This window comes from Corallococcus macrosporus DSM 14697 (assembly GCF_002305895.1).
Classification (GTDB): Bacteria; Myxococcota; Myxococcia; order Myxococcales; family Myxococcaceae; genus Myxococcus; species Myxococcus macrosporus.
On the sequence record NZ_CP022203.1, the window covers coordinates 1,497,223 to 1,514,928 of the forward strand.

Genomic DNA, 17,706 nt, shown 5'->3' on the forward strand with positions numbered 1-17,706 from the left:
TCTCCCGCACACCTGGAGGCCCGCGGAGTGTTCACGGGCCGCGTGCTCTGTCCGGAAGGCGGCAGCTTTGGCGCGACCCGCCTGTCCGCTGCGCCCGGAGAGTGCCGTACTTGCGGGTGAGGCCTTCCGGCTCCGTCCTCGGGGTGTGAGCGCCAGGCCTCGGGGGGATGCGCCACATGAATGCCGATGACAAGGTCATCCAGGAGTACCGGGGACGTGCGCTCAAGGTGTTCATGTCGTGGGTGCTGCCGGTGGCGCCCATCGCCGCGTATCTCAATGGCATGGCCATGGGCGTGGCGGGCATGTCGGGCCTGATTGCGGTGGCGTGGGTGCTGCCGCCCATCATCGTGGGCCTGGGCATCGCCTACCCCGCGCTGGTGCTGCACGTGCTGGTGGAGCGCGCGCTGCGGCCGCGGCCGGACGACGCGCCCGGGGCCCGGCTGGAGCGAATCCTCCGCCTGCCCTGGCGCGCCGCCGTCGCCTCCTCGTGGGGCGCGTGGACGCTGGGCGGTGTCTGGTTCAGCCTCCACGTGTGCCTGCTGTGGCAGAAGGACTTGTCGCAGGTGGTGTTGGGCACGCTCATCGGCGTCTGCTTCGGCGTGGTGCTGGGCTTCCCCATTGGCGTCACGCTGGAGAAGGTGCTGCTGCCGGTGGCGCTGGAGGAGCAGCGCAAGGACCCGACGCTGGCGCTCAAGGGCGGCGGCTTCTTCTGGCCCCGGCAGGCGTGGTTCATGCCCGTCACCTTCATCGGCTCCAGCGTCTGCGCGTTGTTGCTGAGCGGGTGCGTGGTGCTGGTGAAGCTGCGGGGCGTGCGCGACGAACTGCACCAGATGCTGGTGGCGGAGGGCGCGCACGGCTCGGCGGAGGCGCTGATGGGCATGGGCGGGGCGCTGGCCGGAGAGCTCGCCTTCGGGCTCGCCTGGGTGGGCGGGCTGCTGGCGATTCCCGCCGTCACCACCTGGATGCTGGCGCGCCGTCAGGCGAGCGCGGCGGGCGCGGTGGGCGTGGCCATCGAGTCCCTGTCCGCCGGCCGCGTCGTCTCGCCCGCGTGGATTTCCACGGATGAGATGGGGGATTTGTCAGCCGGAATGAACACGGTGCTGGTCCGGCTGCGGCAACTGCCCCTGTCGCTGAACGCCTCGGCCACGCGGCTGAGCAGCGCGGGACGCCACCTGCGGGACTCGCACGACGAGCACCAGCAGAGCCTGGTCCGCCAGGCGTCGGCGCTGCACGAGGCGCAGATGACGTCGGAGGAGATTCGGCGCACGTCGCTGATGGCCGTCGAGCAGACGGAGGCGGTGCTCCAGGTGGCCCGCCGCTCGGAGGTCCTGGGGCAGCAGGGCGAGGCCGCCGTGGAGCGGAGCCTCACCGGGCTGACGGACATCCGCCGCGTGGTGGACGGCATCCAGGAGCGGCTGACGCGCCTGGCGCAGAGCACCTCGCAGATTGGTGAAATCACCGAGTCGGTGAAGGACCTGGCGGACCAGTCCCACCTGCTGGCGGTGAACGCGGCCATCGAGGCGGCCCGCTCGGGAGAGCAGGGGCGGGGCTTCGCGGTGGTGGCCCGCGAGATTCGCGGCCTGTCGGACCAGTCCATCCAGGCCACCCGGCGCATCCGTGGCATCCTCCAGGACATCAGCACCGGCATCCGTGACGCGGCGAAGATGGGCGAGGTCGGCGTCCAGACGATTGGCGCCGGCCTGGACCAGATGCGGGCGTCGGGGGACTCGCTGCGGGAGCTGTCGCGCATCGCGCAGGAGAACTCCGCGGCGGCCCGGCAGATTGCCGCCGCGGTGACGCAGCAGGACGCCGGCTTCGCGCAGATCTTCGACGCCATCGCGGACCTGTCGCAGCACATGGACGCCACGCTGAAGCGGCTGGAGTCCACGCAGGAGGCCACCGACACGCTGGGCGTCGTCTCCGACGAGGTGTCGCGGATGGCGCGCCAGTTCAACGCGGCGGGGTGACGGCGGCGCTCAGTGATTCACCCAGGGGCAGCGTGAGGGTGAAGCGCGTGTCGCCGGGCGCGGAGTCCAGCCGCAGCGCGCCGCCGTGCGCGAGCGCGATCTTCCGGGCCAGCGGCAGGCCCAGGCCGGTGCCCTTCTCGCGCGTGGTGAAGAAGGGCTCGAAGATGCGCTCGCGCTCCGCGCCGGGCACGCCGGGGCCCGCGTCGCGGACCTGGATGGTGTAGTGCCCGCCGTTGGACGCGCCGGACACCCGCACCCGGCCGCCGGGGGGCGAGGCCTGCACCGCGTTCTTCACCAGGTTCACCAGCGCGGCCGTCAGGAGGCTGCCGTCGGCTTCCAGCACCGCGGGCGCGGCGTCGAGGTCCACGGTGACGTCGCGGGCGCTGGCCTCGGCGGCCATCAGCTCGCAGGCGACGGAGAGCAGGGCGGGGGCCTCCACGGGCGCGCGCGCCAGCGGTTGCTCGCGGGCGAAGGCGAGGAAGTCCTCGACGATGCGCTGGAGGTAGGCCACCTCGCGCTGGATGCGCTCCACGTGCGCGCCGGCCTCCGCGTGGGCTCCGGCCTGGAGGTCCTCCTTCAGGATGCCGGAGAAGAGGGCGATGCCCCCAATGGGGTTGCGCACCTCGTGGGCCACGCCCGCGAGCATCATCTTCAGTTGCCGGTCCCGGCTCTCCAGCGCGCCGCGCATGTCCTCCAGCTCGCGCGCGAGGACGCCAATCTCCAGCGTGGGCTCCGGCGGCACGGGCGTCGTCAGGTCGCCCCGGCCGATGCGCAGCGCGGACGCCATCAGCCGCCGCAGCGGCCGGGCCAGCCCTCGCGCCGTCACCAGGGCGATGACCGCGAGCGCTGTCAGGGCCACCGCGCCCATGGTAGCGAAGGTGCGCGACAGCTCCTGGAGGGGCCCGAAGAAGACGGCGCTGCCCTCCACGCCCACGGCGCCCACCACGCGGCCCTCGTAGACGATGGGGGCGTAGCCCGTCTTGTAGAGGCGCCCGTCCGAGCCGGTGAAGAGCACCTGACTGGCGGCGCGCGCGCCCTCGAAGACGCGGGTGAGCTCCAGTCTGTCCCTCGCCAGCTCCGGCATCTCCGCGCCCACCGGCAGTCCGCCGCCCACGTCCACGCGCACCCGGCCTTGCGTGTCCACGGCGTAGATGCGGCGCACGCCGCTGGCCTCGGCGATGCTTTCGAAGGTCCGGACGAAGTTGCGCCAGGTGCGGGTGCTCGCCACGTCGTCGCCGGGCTCGACGGTGAGCAGCCGCTCGCCGTGGACCTGGGTGGCGGTGGCGGCGGCGATGGCGCTGAGGCTGGTGCCCAGCTCCTCCTCCAGGATGATGCGCGCGAGCTGGTACACGGCGGTGCCCGCCACCGCGACGAACAGCAGCGTGGGGACGAGGAACGCCACCAGCAGCCGCGCGGAGAGCGAGCCCAACGCGTCACGCCATCGCGAAGTGTGTGGGGGAACGTGGGCCATGTCCGGGGCGGACTCTATCCGAGCCTCGCTTCTGTCGCGGGAGAGGGGCCTTCGCTCCGCTGCCTGCCTGGGTGGGGTTGCCTGCGTCTTTTCACAGGCGTAGGTTGTCCGTGGCGCCTCACGGCGCTGTCCCATGACCTCTGCTCGCTAACCCAGGCTTCCGTGACTGCCCTTGCCGCTCCGGCCGATGTGCCGTGGCGTTGACGTGGGCTGCTGTCCGGATGCGTGGGTCCCCGCTGTGTCCTTCAGTCGTTTCCTGAACCCGAATGACCGGCGCGCCTGCGCGCACGGCATGGAGAACACGTATGCGAAAGCTCAAGTACCACGTTGCCACCAGCGTCGACGGTTTCATCGCCCATGAGGACGATACGTATGGCGCCTTCATGCAGCCCCGCCTCATCCAGGACAGTGAGCACGTCACCGACTTCGTCGCGTCGCTGGCGACCTATTCGGCGGCGCTCATGGGCCGGCGCACCTACGAGGTCGGCCTCAAGGAAGGCGTGACGGACCCGTACACGAACCTGGAGACCTACGTCTTCAGCCGCACGATGAAGGAGAGCCCGAATCCACGGGTGAAGCTGGTGTCGGAGGACGCGGTGGGCGTGGTCCGCCGCCTGAAGGCCCAGGAGGGCGGTGACATCTACCTGTCCGGCGGCGGCGCGTTCGCCGGGCTGCTGTTCGCCGAGGGACTGGTGGACGAGGTCCTGCTCAAGATGAACCCGCTGATTCTCGGCGCGGGCATCCCCCTGGTGTCGTCGCTGCGGCAGGTGGTGGACCTGGAGCTGAAGTCCACCAAGGTCTACGGCAACGGCGTGGTGCTGCTGCGCTACGCCGTGCTGCCTCGGCCGAAGGCGTAGCTCGCGATACTCAGGGAGGGAGCGTGTCCGTGTGGCCTGGACGCGCTCCCTCCGTGGACCGCGCCTACTGGAGGAAGGCGCCCTTCACCGCGTCCAGCAGCGGGTTGGCGCCGGTGGTGGGGTTGGTGCAGCCCTGGTTGATGGTCCAGATGATGGTGCCGCCAAAGCCGTGGTCCTTCGCGTAGGCGCCCTTGGCGGCGATGGCCTGCGGGCTGTCATAGGAAATCCACCGCACGGTGCCGTCCTCCACCGGCGTGTTGAACGTGACGTAGCTGGCCGCCGCCACCGCGTCCCAGCGGTACGTGCCCGCCGCGGAGAGCTGCTGAATCTTCTGGTAGGTGAACGCGTTGTCGCTGCCGACGTAGTCGGACCAGTGGGTGAAGTCCTGGTAGGGGCCGGTGATGTTGCGCCACGCCATGCCGTAGAAGGGGATGCCCATGCCCAGCTTCGCCTTGGGGATGCCCGCGCTCGCCCAGCCCTGGAGGCTGGAGGAGACGGACGTGGGCCGGTTGCCGGACTCGCCGTAGAGCGCGGACGTGTACCAGGACTGCCAGCCGTCCCACGGGCCAATCATCTCGTAGGACATGATGTTGATCTGGTCCAGGTAGGGCGCGAGGTTGGCGAACCACGGGTCCGCGTCGCTGGCGAAGTTGCTGTTGATCCACCCGATGGGGAAGGTGAGCAGCATGTCCGGCCGCGCCGCGCGGAGCTCCTTCACCAGCGCGAGCAGGTTCGGCTTGTCGGCCGCTTCCACCGGCTCCCAGTCGATGTCCAGCCCGTCGTAGCCGAAGGTGTCCATGGCGTTGAGCAGGTTCTGCACGAACCTCGCCCGGTTCGCGTTCGAGGCCGCGGACACCCAGCCGGCGTGCTCACCCGCGCCGCCCACCATGATGATGGCCTTGCGTCCGGCGGCGTGGGCTCGCTGCGCCAGCGTCCGCGCGATTTGCGGGCCGTTGTCGTTGTCGAAGGCCGTGTTCAGCGTGCCATCCGGCCGGGGCGTCACTCGGCCGACGATGATGTGCGTGAGCGCGCTGAAGTCCACCTTCTCCGGCGGGTACAGGTCCGCGTTCCAGCCGGTGTAATAGCCGGACACCCACTTGCCGCTCCCGGGCTGCGTCGCCGCCACGGTGACGGTGGCCGTCGCCTTCTTCGTCGTGTCCGCCTGGCTGGTGGCGATGACGTGGTAGGTGCCCGTCGTCCGCGGCGCGGTGTACTGACCGGCGTGGGTGATGGTGCCTCCCGCGCCGCCCTGCTGGATGGACCACGTCACCGCGGTGTTCGTGCTGCCCGTCACCGTGGCGCTGAAGGTCCGCGAGGCCCCCGGGGCCAGTGACGCGCTGGTGGGCGTCACCGAGATGGCGACCTGCTGCTGCGGCGGCTGCACGGTGGCGGAGACGGGCGTGGAGCGGAGGCCTTCGCCGCCCGTTCCGACGGCCGTCACCGCGTACCAGTACGTGGCGCCCGCGGAGACGTTGATGTCGCGGTACGTGGTGTTCGTCAGCGGCGTCGTGGTGCGCTTCGCGTACGTGCCCGTCTGGGAGGTGGCGCGGTAGACGTGATAGCCGGTGGCGCCGCTGACGCCGTTCCACGTCAGGGAGACGTCGGTCGCGGAGGCGACGGCCTTGAGCCCGCTTGGAGCGGACAGCGTGGCCGTGCCCAGGCGGAGGCTGTCAAAGGTCATCACCGGCAGGTTGCGGCCCGCGCCCTCCTGGATGGCGATGCCGTCCATCGTGACGTTGGTGACGTTGAGCGCCGTGAGGGGCACGCGGCAGCGGGTCCACGCACCGGCCTTGATGGCGCCGCCGTCGCAGTAGCGGTTGATGGCGATGGTGGGCCGCGCCTGGTTCCCCACGGTGGCGTAGGCCGTGAGCGCGGGGTTGGACGTGGCGCCGCCGTGGACCTGGAACTCCAAGAACTCGAGCCCGCTGGTGGAGACGCCGGAATGGTGGAGGTAGAGGCCCGTCCATGGGCCGAACGTCACGGAGATGGCGCGCGAGCCGGAAGCCACGGGCGAGGCCGCCGCGAGATTTCGGGTGGCCCAGGACCAGTCCGCCCAGCCCGGGCCGAGCGCGTCGTCGTACAGCGTGGTCGCGCCGTCATCCACGGCTTCGGCGTGGACCGCGGGCGTGTCTTCGATGGCGGGTGCTTCGGGAAGCTGGGCGTCCGCGATGGACTCAGTGCCACATGCGCTGAGCTGCACGCCCACCGCCAACATGAACCACGTGAGTTGCCTTTTCATGTCGCTCCAGTGGCCAGGGGACGAGAGCTGGCATGGGGCGCGTGTCACCACGGCTCAGGTGGTGGATGCGCCCGACGCCGTCTCGCATGCGCCCACCGTGAGTGACGGGCGTTCAGAGACCTGGCTGTCTGGGCGCAGAGACACCGCGTGCAGGCGTCGGCTTTCAAGCCATGGGGTATGGCGTTTCAGTACTTCGCCCGTTGCTCAGGCTGGAGAGCAGCCAGTGCGCCATGCGGCTGAGCCACGAGGAGCGTGAGCCTGCATGTCTCACAGCGCGCCAGTCATCACAGGCGCGCACCGGGATGCGGGAGGTGAGCAGTGGCACGGCTGGCGGGACGCCGTGCCTGCTCGTGAAATGATTCAGGGTGTGCGCACTTTCAAGGCGCGCTGCACGAGGTTCATGCGCGATGCGGCGTTGCTCGCACGGGGCCGCGCAACGGCGACGTCCCCCCTGCCGCTGGTTGCCGCGCCCGGGACAAAGCCCGCCCAGGCGCTGCACGCCCCGCTCAATCGAACATCGCGACCAGCGCATCGCCGAGCGTCTCCACGCCGACGATCTTCATCTTCGGCCCCGCGTCCTCCAGCCGCCGCGCGCTGCCCGCGGGCATCACCACGCGCTGGAAGCCCATCTTCGCGGCCTCCGCCAGGCGCGGCTCCACCTGGCCCACCGCGCGCACCTCTCCGGCGAGGCCCACTTCACCCAGCACCAGCGTCTTCGGATCCAACGGCCGGTTCTGGAGGCTGCTCACCAGCGCCGCGCACACCGCCAGGTCACACGCCGGTTCCGTGAGCTGCATGCCGCCCGCCACGTTGACGAACAGGTCGCAGCCCACCAGCGGAATCTCCTCCTTCTTCTCCAGCACCGCCGCCAGCAGCGCCACGCGGTTGCCGTCCACGCCAATCGCCGTGCGCCGCGCGGTGCCGTAGCCCGTGGGCGCCACCAGCGCCTGCACCTCCACCAGCAGCGGGCGCGTGCCGTTCAGCGTGCTCGTGACGACGCTGCCGGACTTGCCCACCGGCCGCTCCGACAGGAACAGCGCGGACGGGTCCGGCACCTCCACGAGCCCCGCGCCCTTCATCTCGAAGACGCCAATCTCGTTCGTGGAGCCGAAGCGGTTCTTGTGCGCGCGGAGAATCCGGAACGGGTGGCCGCGCTCGCCCTCGAAGTAGAGGACCGTGTCCACCATGTGCTCCAGCACGCGCGGACCCGCGATGGAGCCTTCCTTCGTGACGTGGCCCACCAGGAACGTGGGGACGCCCGTGCGCTTCGCATAGGCCATCAGCCGGCCCGCCACCTCGCGCACCTGGGTGATGCTGCCCGGCGCGTTGCCCAGCTCCGGCAGGTACATCGTCTGGATCGAGTCCACCACCAGCGCCTGCGGCTTCAGGGCCTCCGTCGCCGTCAGCACCCGCTCCGCGTCCGTCTCCGCGAACAGGTGGATGGAGTCACCCTCCACCTTCAGCCGCTCGGCGCGCATCTTCGTCTGCCGCAGGCTCTCTTCACCGGAGACGTAGAGCACCGGTCCGTGGCGCGCCAGCCGGTCCAGCGCCGCCAGCAGCAGCGTGGACTTGCCGATGCCCGGGTCACCACCCAGCAGCACGATGGAGCCGCTCACCACGCCGCCGCCCAGCACGCGGTCGAACTCGGCGATGCCCGTGCGCCGGCGCGTCTCCGTCTCGCCGCTCACCTCCTTGAGCAGCATGGGCCGCGCCGCGCCACCCGAGGCGCCCCAGGCCGGGCGCCGTTCATCCGCCTTCGGGTCCGTCTCCTCCAGCAGGGAACTCCACGCGCCACAGTCCGGGCACTTCCCCAGCCACTTCGCCGTTTTGTACCCACACGCCTGACAGGTGTAGTGCGTCTTCGCCTTCGCCATGGGTTGGGTGAATAGCGCGGAACCCTGACGTTTTTGCGGCCTTACAGGCAGGCATGTCCGCAGAGCAGGCAGGCGCCATGTCAAGCCCCCCTGCGCCAAGTTGTCCGAAGGGGATGGGCAACCCAGGTTTGCTCCCAGGTGGGCGTCGCACCCTGCGTCGCTAAACAAGCAAGGGAGGTAGTCATGGGGATTATCGCGTTTCTGGTCATTGGCCTTCTCGCGGGTCTGATTGCCCGCGCGCTCATGCCGGGCAATCAGTCCATGGGGCTCCTCGCCACCACGCTGCTGGGGATCGCCGGCTCCTTCGTGGGCGGCTTCATCGCCTCGCTCTTCCGGAGTGACGGCAACGTCTTCGACCTGCACCCGACCGGACTCCTGTTCTCCGTCCTGGGCGCACTCCTGGTCCTGTTCCTGGTGGGCCTGGCCGGCAGGGGACGCCGCGTCCACGTCTAGCGCCGCGCGTCGCCTGACGCGCTGAAGCCCCTCCCGAGGGGAGATGGACCCTGGAAAGTCGTCAACCCTCCTGCGCGGAGGCGTTGACAACTTTCCGGGGTCCGCGCACGTTCGGGCTCTCATTCGTCCGTCTGAGGAGCCCATGCCCGATACCGCCACCGTCGCCAGCGAGTTCTCCGGTCACGCCCATGTCGCCGCGCCGCCTCCGCCGGGCGTGGCCGTGCGTCACGACTGGTCGCTGGACGAGGTGAAGGCCCTCTACGAGCTCCCGCTGCTGGACCTGGTGCACAAGGCCCAGACGGTCCACCGGGCCGTGTTCGTGGACAACAAGGTCCAGCTCTGTTCGCTGCTGTCCATCAAGACGGGGGGCTGCCCGGAGGACTGCTCGTACTGTCCGCAGGCGGCTCGCTACAAGACGGGCGTCAAGGCGGAGAAGCTGATGGCCGTGCCGGACGTGCTGGACGCCGCGTCCAAGGCCCGCGCCGCCGGAGCCACCCGCTTCTGCATGGGCGCCGCGTGGCGCGAGGTGAAGGACGGCCCGCAGTTCGACAGCGTGCTGGAGATGGTGCGCGGCGTGCGCGCGCTGGGCATGGAGGCGTGTGCCACGCTGGGCATGCTCTCCGAGAGCCAGGCGAAGCGCCTGCGCGAGGCCGGCCTGTCCGCGTACAACCACAACCTGGACACCTCGCCCGAGCACTACGGCGACATCATCTCCACCCGCACCTTTGAAGACCGGCTGCGCACGCTCGACCGCGTGCGCGACGCCGGCATCTCCGTGTGCTGCGGCGGCATCATCGGCATGGGCGAGTCGGTGGAGGACCGCTGCAACCTGCTGCGCACCCTGGCCAACCAGGAGCACCACCCGGAGTCGGTGCCCATCAACGCGCTGGTGGCCGTGGAGGGCACGCCGCTGCAGGAGCAGCAGCGGGTGGAGACGGTGGACATGGTGCGCACCATCGCCACCGCGCGCATCCTGATGCCCCAGTCCATGGTGCGCCTGTCCGCGGGCCGGCAGCAGATGAACGAGGAGGCGCAGCTTCTGTGCATGATGGCGGGCGCCAACTCGCTCTTCTTCGGTGAGAAGCTGCTCACCACCGGCAACCCCGAGTACACCCAGGACATGGCCCTGCTGGAGAAGGCGGGCATCCGCCCCCTGGAGCCGCGTCAGGAAGGTTGATGCACCGTGAGTGATGAAGCCGTCGCGGCGGCGTGGGCCCGGGAGGACCTGGAGGCCCTGTCCGAGCGCGGCCTGCGCCGGTACCTGGAGCCCCTGGATTCACCCCAGGGGCCCGTGGTGCGCGTGGGGGACGAGACGCTCGTCAACTTCTCGTCCAATGACTACCTGGGGCTGGCCTCGTCGCCCACGGTGCGCGCCGCCGCGCTGGCCGCCGTGGAGCGCTACGGCGTGGGCACCGGCGCCAGCCGGCTGGTGGTGGGCGACACCGCGGCGCACCACCGGCTGGAGGCGCGGCTGGCCGCCTTCGAGCGCGCCGAGGCCGTGCGCCTGTTCAACAGCGGCTACGCCGCCAACACCGGCATCATCCCCGCGCTGGTGGGGCCCGGCGACGCCGTGTTCTCCGACGCGCTCAACCACGCCTCGCTGGTGGATGGCTGCCGCCTGTCGCGCGCCCGCGTCTGCGTCTATCCGCACGCGGACGTGGAGGCGCTGGAGCGCGCCCTGGCCCAGACGCCCGCGCGCCGCAAGCTGGTGGTGACGGACACCGTGTTCTCCATGGATGGAGACGTGGCCCCCCTGCGCGACATTGCCACCGCCTGCCGCGCCCACGGCGCCGCGCTGATGGTGGACGAAGCCCACGCCACCGGCGTGCTGGGCCACCGCGGCGCGGGCCTCTGCGAGGAGCTGGGGCTGGAAGGGCAGGTGGACCTGCGCATGGGCACGCTGGGCAAGGCGCTGGGCGTCATGGGCGCGTACGTGGCCACCTCGCGCGCGGTGGCGGACCTGCTGGTGTCGCGCGCGCGGCCCTTCGTCTTCTCCACCGCGCTGCCCGCGCACCTGTGCGCCGCCGCCGAAGCCGCGGTGGACGCGGTGGAGGGCGACCCGGACCTGCGCGCGCGGCTGTGGCGCAACATCCGCCGCTTCGCGGACGGCCTGCGCGTGCTGGGCGTGCGCGCCGAGCCGCGCAGCGCCGTGTTCCCCCTCATCCTCGGCGAGCCCGGGCGGGCGCTGGACGCCGCGCGCCGCCTGCGCGAGGCGGGCGTGCTGGTGAAGGCCATCCGCCCGCCCACCGTCCCCGAGGGCACTAGCCGGCTGCGCTTCTGCCTGTCCGCCGCCCACACCGTGGGCCACGTGGACCTGGCGCTGGAGGCGCTGCGCACCGTGGGAGTCCGCCGTGGCCCAGACTGACAAGCCGTTCCAGATTTTCGTCACCGGCACCGACACCGGCGTGGGGAAGACGCAGGCGTCGTGCGCGCTCCTGTCGCTGCTGGCGGACGCGGGGCTGCGGCCCCAGGGCTTCAAGCCCTACGAGAGCGGCTGCGCGTCCCTGCGCGCCCCGTCGGACGCGCTGGCCCTGCGCGCGGCGGCGGGCAGCGCGCTGGGCGTGGACGCCGTGTGTCCGCACCGCTTCCGCCTGCCGGTGGCGCCGGGCGTGGCCGCCAGCCGCCTGGGCCGCGAGCCCGACTGGGACGTCACCCTGGCCGCGTGGCGGCGGCTGCGCGGAGGCAACGCGGTGGTGGAGGGGGCAGGGGGCCTCTTCGTGCCGTTGGATTCGAAGCACGACGTCATCGACCTCATCGCCACCTTGCGCCTGCCGGTGCTGCTGGTGGCGCGCGCGGGGCTGGGCACGCTCAACCACACCGCGCTGTCGCTCCAGGCGCTGGCCGCGCGCCGCATCCCCGTGCGGGCCGTGCTGCTGTCGCGCGGCACGTCCGCGAAGGACGCTTCGGAGCGCGACAACCGGCGCCTCCTGGAGGCGCGCCACGGCGTCCCGGTGCTGGGGCCGGTGCCCCATCTGCCCGATGCGCGCAAGCGCCACGCCGCGTTCCGCCGCGCGCTGCGGCCGCTGCTGCCCTGAGCGCGCGGAGGCCGGAAAATCGGCCTCCGGCGCGTTTCCGTTCCAGGGCCAGTGCTACAGGTCGCGCAAGTTTTCGGGACATGCGGCCGTGAAATGGACGTGCCGTTTTTTCCGCGCGAGAACGCCTCACGAATGGCGGACATCATCGATCTCACGTTCCTCGCGGACGTCCGGCGGCTGTACAAGAAGCTCATCGACCAGAGGGGGCTTTCTTACTTCCTTCAAAAGGAAGGGCCCCGGCTCTTCCACATCGAGCCCTCCAAGGTGGAGCTCGTGCTCCGGACCGCGCTCCGCGCGCGCGACCCTCAACTTCCCCGGCCGCATGACAAGGCCATCGAGCACTGCCGCAAGGAGGTTCGCCGCGACCTGATTCGTCGTGTCGCGAACGCCATGCTGCAAACGGGCCTGTGAGCCGCTTCTCCGCGCGGACGGACTTCGCACGGACCCCCAACCCGCTGGCGCTGGCGCTCGAGCGGCACCGCGCCAGCGGACGCCCCCTGCTGGACCTTACGGAGTCCAACCCCACGCGTGTGGGGCTCCCCCTTCCGGACGCGGCGCTCCTGGCCCCCGAGGACGCCTTCACCTACCAGCCCGAGCCCCTGGGGCTCGTCTCCGCCCGGCGGGCGCTGGTGGCCGACTTCGCCGCGCGAGGCGCGCAGGTGTCGGCGGCCCACCTGCTGCTCACGGCCAGCACCAGTGAGGCCTACGGCTGGCTCTTCAAGCTCCTGTGCGAGCCCGGGGACAACGTTCTGGTCCCCGCCCCCTGCTACCCCCTCTTCGAGCACCTGGCGCGCCTGGAGGGCGTCCAGACGCGTTCCTACGCCTTGCCGCGGGCGCACGGCTTCGGCCTGGACGCGCGAGAGGTGGCGGCGGCCTGCGACGCGCGCACCCGCGCGGTGCTGGTGGTGAACCCCGGCAACCCCACCGGCCACTTTCTGCACGAAGGCGAGCTGGCGGCGCTGGCGGACGTGTGCGTGGACCGGAGGCTGGCGCTCCTCTGCGACGAGGTCTTCGCCCCCTTCGCCTGGGACGCGGTGGCGCCCGGGCGCGTGGCCACGGTGGCGGGGCGCGCGCTGCCGATGCTCACCTTCGCCCTGGGGGGCCTGTCCAAGGCCGCGGGCCTCCCGGGCCTCAAGCTGGCGTGGACGCACGTGGGCGGGCCCGGTCACCTGCGTGACGAGGCGCTGGCCCGGCTGGAGTGGGTGGGGGACACGTACCTGCCGGTGGGCACGCCGGTGCAGCGGGCCCTGCCGGCGCTGCTGGCCCACGCGCCGCGCTTCCAGGCGGCGGTGCTGGAGCGGGTGAGGGGCAACCGCCAGCGCCTGCTCGCGGCCCGGCCCCGCGGCGCCACCTGGGACGTGGTGCCGGCGGAGGGCGGGTGGAGCGCGGTGCTGCGGATTCCGAGGGTGCCCGGCGAGGAGGCCACCTGCCTGGCCCTGCTGGACGCGGGCGCGCGGGTGCAGCCGGGCTACTTCTACGACTTCGGCGGCGGCGCCTTCCTCGTGCTGTCGCTGCTGCCCCAGCCCGAGGTCTTCGCCGCCGCCGTGGAGGTGCTCACGCGGACGCTGGGGCCCTGAAGGCCCCCCTCACGTCACTCCGTGGGCGGCGCGATGAGCTGCACCGTCTCGAACTCGCCTGTCGCCGTCACGCGGAACAGCTCGTACTCGGACGGCGCCTCTCCGGTGGCGTCGAAGTCGAGGTTGCCGCTGGCGCCCGTCACGTCGATGACCTGCCCGTCGCGGATGGCCGCGCGAGCGCTCGCGAAGCCCTCGGTGCCCAGGTTGAAGTTCAGCGAGGTGCCGGCCTCGCCCGGCGTCATCAACGCCAGGCCGTCCGCGATGCGCGCCCCGGTGATGGCCTGGGGGCTGTTGACGTCGGGGCCGGCGGCATACGCGGCGCCGAGCGCCACCATGTACATGGCGTCATAGGCGTGCGCGGTGAAGGAGTACTGGCCCGGGTCCTCGCCGAAGGCGGAGTTGAAGCGCTGGGCGAACAGCCGGTAGACGAGGTCCTCACGGGCCTGCGCGGGCGACGTGCCGTAGGCACCCGTCACGAGGTGCCGGTTGTTGCCCAGCGCGGTGAACAGGCCCCGGTCCTTGCCGGCGTCGGTGAAGAACCACCGCTGGTTGTCCCGGCCCGCGGCGGCCGTCTGGTTGATGATGCGCACGTTGTCCTCGGAGAAGCCGATGAGGACCTCGACGTCCGGCGCGTTGGCGACGATGCGCTGCGCCACGTTGCTGAAGTCGGTGCCGTTGCGGGTGTACTGGGACGACGTCACATTCTCCGGGGGGAGGTTGATGCGCCCCAGCGTCACGCCGAAGAGGCCCTGCCCGTAGGGGTCGTTCACGTAGCTGATGCCGACCTTGGAGACGGCGTCGTAGAGCGGGGCCCCGTTCACCTGGATGCGGCCCTGGAGCAGGTCGCCGATGATGCGCCCCTGCAGCACGTCGGACGGCGCCGTGCGCCACACCAGGCCCGCCTCGGTGCCAATCTTGTCGTTGATGGTGGCGATGTCCGGGCTGGTGCCGCTGTACGTAATCATCAGCACGCCGTTGGGGACGGTGTGCGTGGCCACGGAGAGCGCCTGGCCGCTGCTGGAGGCGAAGATCATCGGCACCTGGCGCTCGCGGATGAGCCACTGCGCCTGCTCGGCGGCGCGGGCCGCGTCCGAGCGCGTATCGCAGATGTGCAGCACGAAGGGCCGGCCGTTGACACCCTCGCGCTGGTTGATTTCGTCCAGCGCCAGCTTGATGGAGTTGAGCGCCTGGATCTCGGACTCGTCCGGCCCGTCGGAGGTGCTCAGCGGCACCGTGGCGCCCAGGGGAATGGCGTTGGCCGCGGTGGTCGGGCCGTAGACGGTGCCACAGCCCACCGGCTGCGGCAGGCAGTAGCCGGCGTTGCACACCTGCGCGGTGTCGCAGTCCGAGGACGTCTCACACTCGGTCAGTCCACCCGCGGTGGTGAAGCTGCACCCGGCCATCAGCAGGGCGCTCCCCGTCATCATCAATCCCAGCGCGCGCATCAGAAGCTCACCGCCATTCCTGCTCCGGCGCCCTTGGGCGCCATCGTGACTCGCACCTCACCCGCGACCGGGGGGCCTTCCTTGGGGTAGAGGACAATGGCGGTGATGACACCCGCCAGGCCCACGCCGAAGCCGACGTCCGCCAGCAGCGCGCGGCCCCGCGTCTTGTCGGCGAGCTCGTCCTTGGACGTGACGGAGGTGGCGCCGTCGAACTGCTCGCGCGCGTCGCGCGCCTGCATGCCGAAGAGCACGCCCGCCACCACGCCCGCGGCGCCCACGCCGGCCGCGGCGAACGCGCCAATCCGCTGGCGCTTGTAGGACGTCAGCGCGCGCTGCAGCTCCGCCTCCTGCTGACGCCGGCTCTCCTCCTCGGCGCGGCGGGCCGCGAGCTGCTCCTCCTCCGCCTGGCGCCGCGCGGCGTCCGCTTCCTCCTGCAGGCGCTGGCGCTCGGCGTTGGCCGCCGCCGTGGCCTGGTCTTCCTTTTCGATGAGCACCCGCAGCCGGTCGATGCTGCGCGCGCTGCGCTTGAGCAGCGTGGCGTCCGTGCCGTCGGTGGCGCCGACGTACTGCTGGTACCAGCTCACCGCCTCGCGCAGGTCCCCCGCGTTCTCCAGGGAGATGGCGATGTTGTAGATGAGCCGCGGGTGGGGCTGGGCTTCATGCGCCTTCTTCAGCGCCTCCGCCGCCTCGCGGTACTTGCCTGCCTGGTACAGCCGCTCACCGTCCTTGATGAGGGCCCCTGCACTTTTCCCGCGCTGCGCGAACGCCACGGGCGGCGCGAGCGCGAGGACCACCGACAACACGAAAGCCAGTCTCATGACCTGAGAGCCTAGCGCGGAGCCCCGGGAAGGTCGAAGCGATGACTTTTACTTCCTGTGAAAAACGGCGGGGCCGCCCCCGCTCCGTGTGAGAGCGGGAAGCGGCCCCGGGGCGTTTCAGGCTGCTACAGGCCGGCGGGGACTCAGTGGTCCAGGCGCGCCATCAGCAGCTTGCGCTGGAGCATGAGCGCGTCCGGCGCCTTGGTGCCGAGCTGCTCGAAGAAGACCTCCTGGCTCTTGAGCTCGGACTTCCACTCGTCCTCCTTGATGGACGTGACTTCCGTCACCACGTCGGAGGCGAGGTCCAGGCCCTTGAGGTTGAGGCCCTCGTCGGCGCGGGGCACCCAGCCCAGCAGCGTCTCCTGGGTGGGGACGCGGCCGTGGACGCGGTTCACGATCCACTCCAGCACGCGCATGTTCTCGCCGAAGCCCGGCCACATGAACTTGCCGTTCTTGTCCTGGCGGAACCAGTTGACCTGGAAGATCTTGGGGAGCTGCGCGATGTGCTTCTGCATGTCCAGCCAGTGCTGGAGGTAGTCACCCATGTGGTAGCCGCAGAAGGGCAGCATGGCCATGGGGTCGCGGCGCACGACGCCGACCTTGCCGGTGGCGGCGGCCGTCGTCTCGCTGCCCATGGTGGCGCCCAGGAACACGCCGTGCGTCCAGTTGAAGGCCTGGAGCACCAGCGGGACGGTGTTGGAGCGGCGGCCTCCGAAGATGATGGCGGAGATGGGCACGCCCGTCGGGTCATTGGCCTTGGGGCTCAGCGCCGGGTTGTTGGACATGGGCGCGGTGAAGCGGCTGTTGGGGTGCGCCGCCTTCTCCGTGCTGCCCTTCTTCCAGGGGCGGCCCTGCCAGTCGGTGAGCTCCTCGGGGACCTCGCCGTCCTTGCCCTCCCACCACACGTCGCCGTCCGGCGTCATGGCCACGTTGGTGAAGATGGTGTCCTTGGCGATGGACTCCATCGCGTTGGGGTTCGTCTTGTAGTTGGTGCCGGGCACCACGCCGAAGTAGCCGGCCTCCGGGTTGATGGCGTACAGGCGGCCGTCCGGGCCGGGGTGCATCCACGCGATGTCGTCGCCGACCGTCTCAATCTTCCAGCCCTTGTACTCGGCGGGCGGAATCATCATGGCGAAGTTCGTCTTGCCACACGCGGACGGGAAGGCGGCGGCGACGTAGGTCGTCTCACCCTTGGGGCTGGTGACGCCCAGGATGAGCATGTGCTCGGCCATCCAGCCTTCCTCGCGGCCCAGGTAGCTGCCGATGCGCAGCGCGAGGCACTTCTTGCCCAGCAGCACGTTGCCGCCATAGCCGGAGCCGAAGCTCCAGATGGTGTTGTCCTGGGGGAAGTGGCAGATGTAGCGGCGGTCGGGGTCCACGTCGCCGGTGCTGTGCAGGCCGCGGTTGAAGTCGTCGCTGTCACCCAGCATGTCCAGCGCCTGCTTCCCCATGCGCGCCATGATGCGCATGTTCAGCACGACGTAGATGCTGTCCGTGATCTCCACGCCCAGCTTGGTGAAGGGGCTGCCGATGGGGCCCATGGCGTAGGGCACCACATACATGGTGCGGCCCTTCATGCACCCGCTGAACAGGTTGCCCAGCTTGGTGTAGGCGGCCTCGGGCTCCATCCAGTTGTTGGTGGGGCCCGCGTCCGTCTTGTTCGGCGTACAGATGAACGTGAGGTGCTCCACGCGCGCCACGTCGTTCGGGTTGGAGCGGTGGAGGTAGCTGTTGGGGCGCTTCTCCGGGTTCAGCGGGATGAGGATGCCCTCCTGCACCGCCTGGTCCGTCAGGCGCTTCTTCTCCGCCTCGGACCCGTCACACCAGACGATGCGGTCCGGCTGGGTCATCTCGGCCATCTTGGCCACCCAGGCGAGGAGCGTGGGGTTTTTCGTGGGGGCCTGCTGGCCCTCCGCCGCAACTTGCGTCGAAGCCATGGATTCGTCCTTGTGGTTCATGTCTGGAGACAG

The 17,706-nt window shown here is 70.8% G+C and carries 14 protein-coding genes; 8 read left to right on the plus strand and 6 right to left on the minus strand.

Features of this window, described 5'->3' with window-relative positions; translation table 11 throughout:
• Nucleotides 1-167 precede the first annotated feature (167 nt).
• The gene (locus tag MYMAC_RS06300; RefSeq protein WP_095957419.1) at nt 168-1,967 is read left to right on the plus strand and encodes a methyl-accepting chemotaxis protein; all 1,800 of its coding nucleotides are present in this window, start codon (nt 168-170) and stop codon (nt 1,965-1,967) included.
• Here MYMAC_RS06300 and MYMAC_RS06305 read toward each other — a convergent pair.
• Complete coding sequence (locus MYMAC_RS06305) at nt 1,951-3,438, minus strand: sensor histidine kinase (RefSeq protein ID WP_095957420.1); 1,488 nt, start codon at nt 3,436-3,438, stop codon at nt 1,951-1,953. The genes MYMAC_RS06300 and MYMAC_RS06305 overlap by 17 nt on opposite strands.
• Before the next feature lie 305 nt (nt 3,439-3,743).
• Here MYMAC_RS06305 and MYMAC_RS06310 point away from each other — a divergent pair, with 305 nt between their 5' ends.
• Nucleotides 3,744-4,295, plus strand: a complete 552-nt coding sequence (locus MYMAC_RS06310; protein ID WP_095957421.1) for a dihydrofolate reductase family protein — start codon at nt 3,744-3,746, stop codon at nt 4,293-4,295.
• A gap of 64 nt (nt 4,296-4,359) precedes the next feature.
• Here MYMAC_RS06310 and MYMAC_RS06315 read toward each other — a convergent pair whose 3' ends face one another.
• A complete protein-coding gene (locus tag MYMAC_RS06315) occupies nt 4,360-6,534 on the minus strand; it encodes a glycosyl hydrolase family 18 protein (RefSeq protein ID WP_170114705.1) in 2,175 nt (724 codons plus the stop codon).
• 506 nt (nt 6,535-7,040) lie between these two features.
• Complete coding sequence (gene radA, locus MYMAC_RS06320; RefSeq protein ID WP_013935589.1) at nt 7,041-8,408, minus strand: DNA repair protein RadA; 1,368 nt, start codon at nt 8,406-8,408, stop codon at nt 7,041-7,043.
• 183 nt (nt 8,409-8,591) lie between these two features.
• On the opposite strand from radA, the gene MYMAC_RS06325 reads away from it, so the two are divergent.
• The 6 genes from MYMAC_RS06325 to MYMAC_RS06350 all read left to right on the plus strand — a co-directional run bounded on the left by MYMAC_RS06325 (nt 8,592) and on the right by MYMAC_RS06350 (nt 13,473).
• The gene (locus tag MYMAC_RS06325; RefSeq protein ID WP_013935588.1) at nt 8,592-8,861 is read left to right on the plus strand and encodes a GlsB/YeaQ/YmgE family stress response membrane protein; all 270 of its coding nucleotides are present in this window, start codon (nt 8,592-8,594) and stop codon (nt 8,859-8,861) included.
• A gap of 142 nt (nt 8,862-9,003) precedes the next feature.
• Entirely contained in the window at nt 9,004-10,038 is a 1,035-nt protein-coding gene (bioB, locus tag MYMAC_RS06330) for a biotin synthase BioB (protein WP_095957423.1), read from the plus strand.
• Between the two features lie 6 nt (nt 10,039-10,044).
• Nucleotides 10,045-11,226: an 8-amino-7-oxononanoate synthase gene (gene bioF, locus MYMAC_RS06335; protein ID WP_095957424.1), complete on the plus strand. Its 1,182-nt coding sequence runs from the start codon at nt 10,045-10,047 to the stop codon at nt 11,224-11,226.
• Nucleotides 11,213-11,896, plus strand: coding sequence for a dethiobiotin synthase (gene bioD / locus MYMAC_RS06340; RefSeq protein ID WP_095957425.1), 684 nt, complete (start codon nt 11,213-11,215; stop codon nt 11,894-11,896). The genes bioF and bioD overlap by 14 nt, the downstream gene beginning before the upstream one ends.
• Nucleotides 11,897-12,028: 132 nt before the next feature.
• A complete protein-coding gene (locus MYMAC_RS06345) occupies nt 12,029-12,307 on the plus strand; it encodes a hypothetical protein (protein ID WP_013935584.1) in 279 nt (92 codons plus the stop codon).
• Nucleotides 12,304-13,473, plus strand: coding sequence for a pyridoxal phosphate-dependent aminotransferase (locus MYMAC_RS06350; protein WP_095957426.1), 1,170 nt, complete (start codon nt 12,304-12,306; stop codon nt 13,471-13,473). Before MYMAC_RS06345 ends, MYMAC_RS06350 begins: the two co-directional genes overlap by 4 nt.
• A 14-nt stretch (nt 13,474-13,487) precedes the next feature.
• On the opposite strand, the gene MYMAC_RS06355 is transcribed toward MYMAC_RS06350, so the two are convergent.
• From MYMAC_RS06355 to MYMAC_RS06365, 3 genes are all read right to left on the minus strand, one after another.
• Nucleotides 13,488-14,918, minus strand: coding sequence for an ABC transporter substrate-binding protein (locus MYMAC_RS06355; RefSeq protein ID WP_095957427.1), 1,431 nt, complete (start codon nt 14,916-14,918; stop codon nt 13,488-13,490).
• On the minus strand, nt 14,918-15,736 hold the full coding sequence (locus tag MYMAC_RS06360) for a tetratricopeptide repeat protein (protein ID WP_043709082.1): 819 nt from the start codon (nt 15,734-15,736) through the stop codon (nt 14,918-14,920). Before MYMAC_RS06360 ends, MYMAC_RS06355 begins: the two co-directional genes overlap by 1 nt.
• Nucleotides 15,737-15,879: 143 nt before the next feature.
• Nucleotides 15,880-17,673 (minus strand): phosphoenolpyruvate carboxykinase (GTP), encoded by a 1,794-nt coding sequence (locus MYMAC_RS06365; protein WP_043712315.1) that lies wholly within the window; start codon nt 17,671-17,673, stop codon nt 15,880-15,882.
• Nucleotides 17,674-17,706 lie beyond the last annotated feature (33 nt).

Excerpts from the sequence above, each read along its gene's own strand:
- MYMAC_RS06300 (WP_095957419.1), top strand. The coding sequence starts at position 168 with ATGCGCCACATGAATGCCGATGACAAGGTCATCCAGGAGTACCGGGGA.
- MYMAC_RS06305 (WP_095957420.1), bottom strand. The coding sequence starts at position 3,438 with ATGGCCCACGTTCCCCCACACACTTCGCGATGGCGTGACGCGTTGGGC.
- MYMAC_RS06310 (WP_095957421.1), top strand. The coding sequence starts at position 3,744 with ATGCGAAAGCTCAAGTACCACGTTGCCACCAGCGTCGACGGTTTCATC.
- MYMAC_RS06315 (WP_170114705.1), bottom strand. The coding sequence starts at position 6,534 with ATGAAAAGGCAACTCACGTGGTTCATGTTGGCGGTGGGCGTGCAGCTC.
- radA (WP_013935589.1), bottom strand. The coding sequence starts at position 8,408 with ATGGCGAAGGCGAAGACGCACTACACCTGTCAGGCGTGTGGGTACAAA.
- MYMAC_RS06325 (WP_013935588.1), top strand. The coding sequence starts at position 8,592 with ATGGGGATTATCGCGTTTCTGGTCATTGGCCTTCTCGCGGGTCTGATT.
- bioB (WP_095957423.1), top strand. The coding sequence starts at position 9,004 with ATGCCCGATACCGCCACCGTCGCCAGCGAGTTCTCCGGTCACGCCCAT.
- MYMAC_RS06345 (WP_013935584.1), top strand. The coding sequence starts at position 12,029 with ATGGCGGACATCATCGATCTCACGTTCCTCGCGGACGTCCGGCGGCTG.
- MYMAC_RS06355 (WP_095957427.1), bottom strand. The coding sequence starts at position 14,918 with ATGCGCGCGCTGGGATTGATGATGACGGGGAGCGCCCTGCTGATGGCC.
- MYMAC_RS06360 (WP_043709082.1), bottom strand. The coding sequence starts at position 15,736 with ATGAGACTGGCTTTCGTGTTGTCGGTGGTCCTCGCGCTCGCGCCGCCC.
- MYMAC_RS06365 (WP_043712315.1), bottom strand. The coding sequence starts at position 17,673 with ATGGCTTCGACGCAAGTTGCGGCGGAGGGCCAGCAGGCCCCCACGAAA.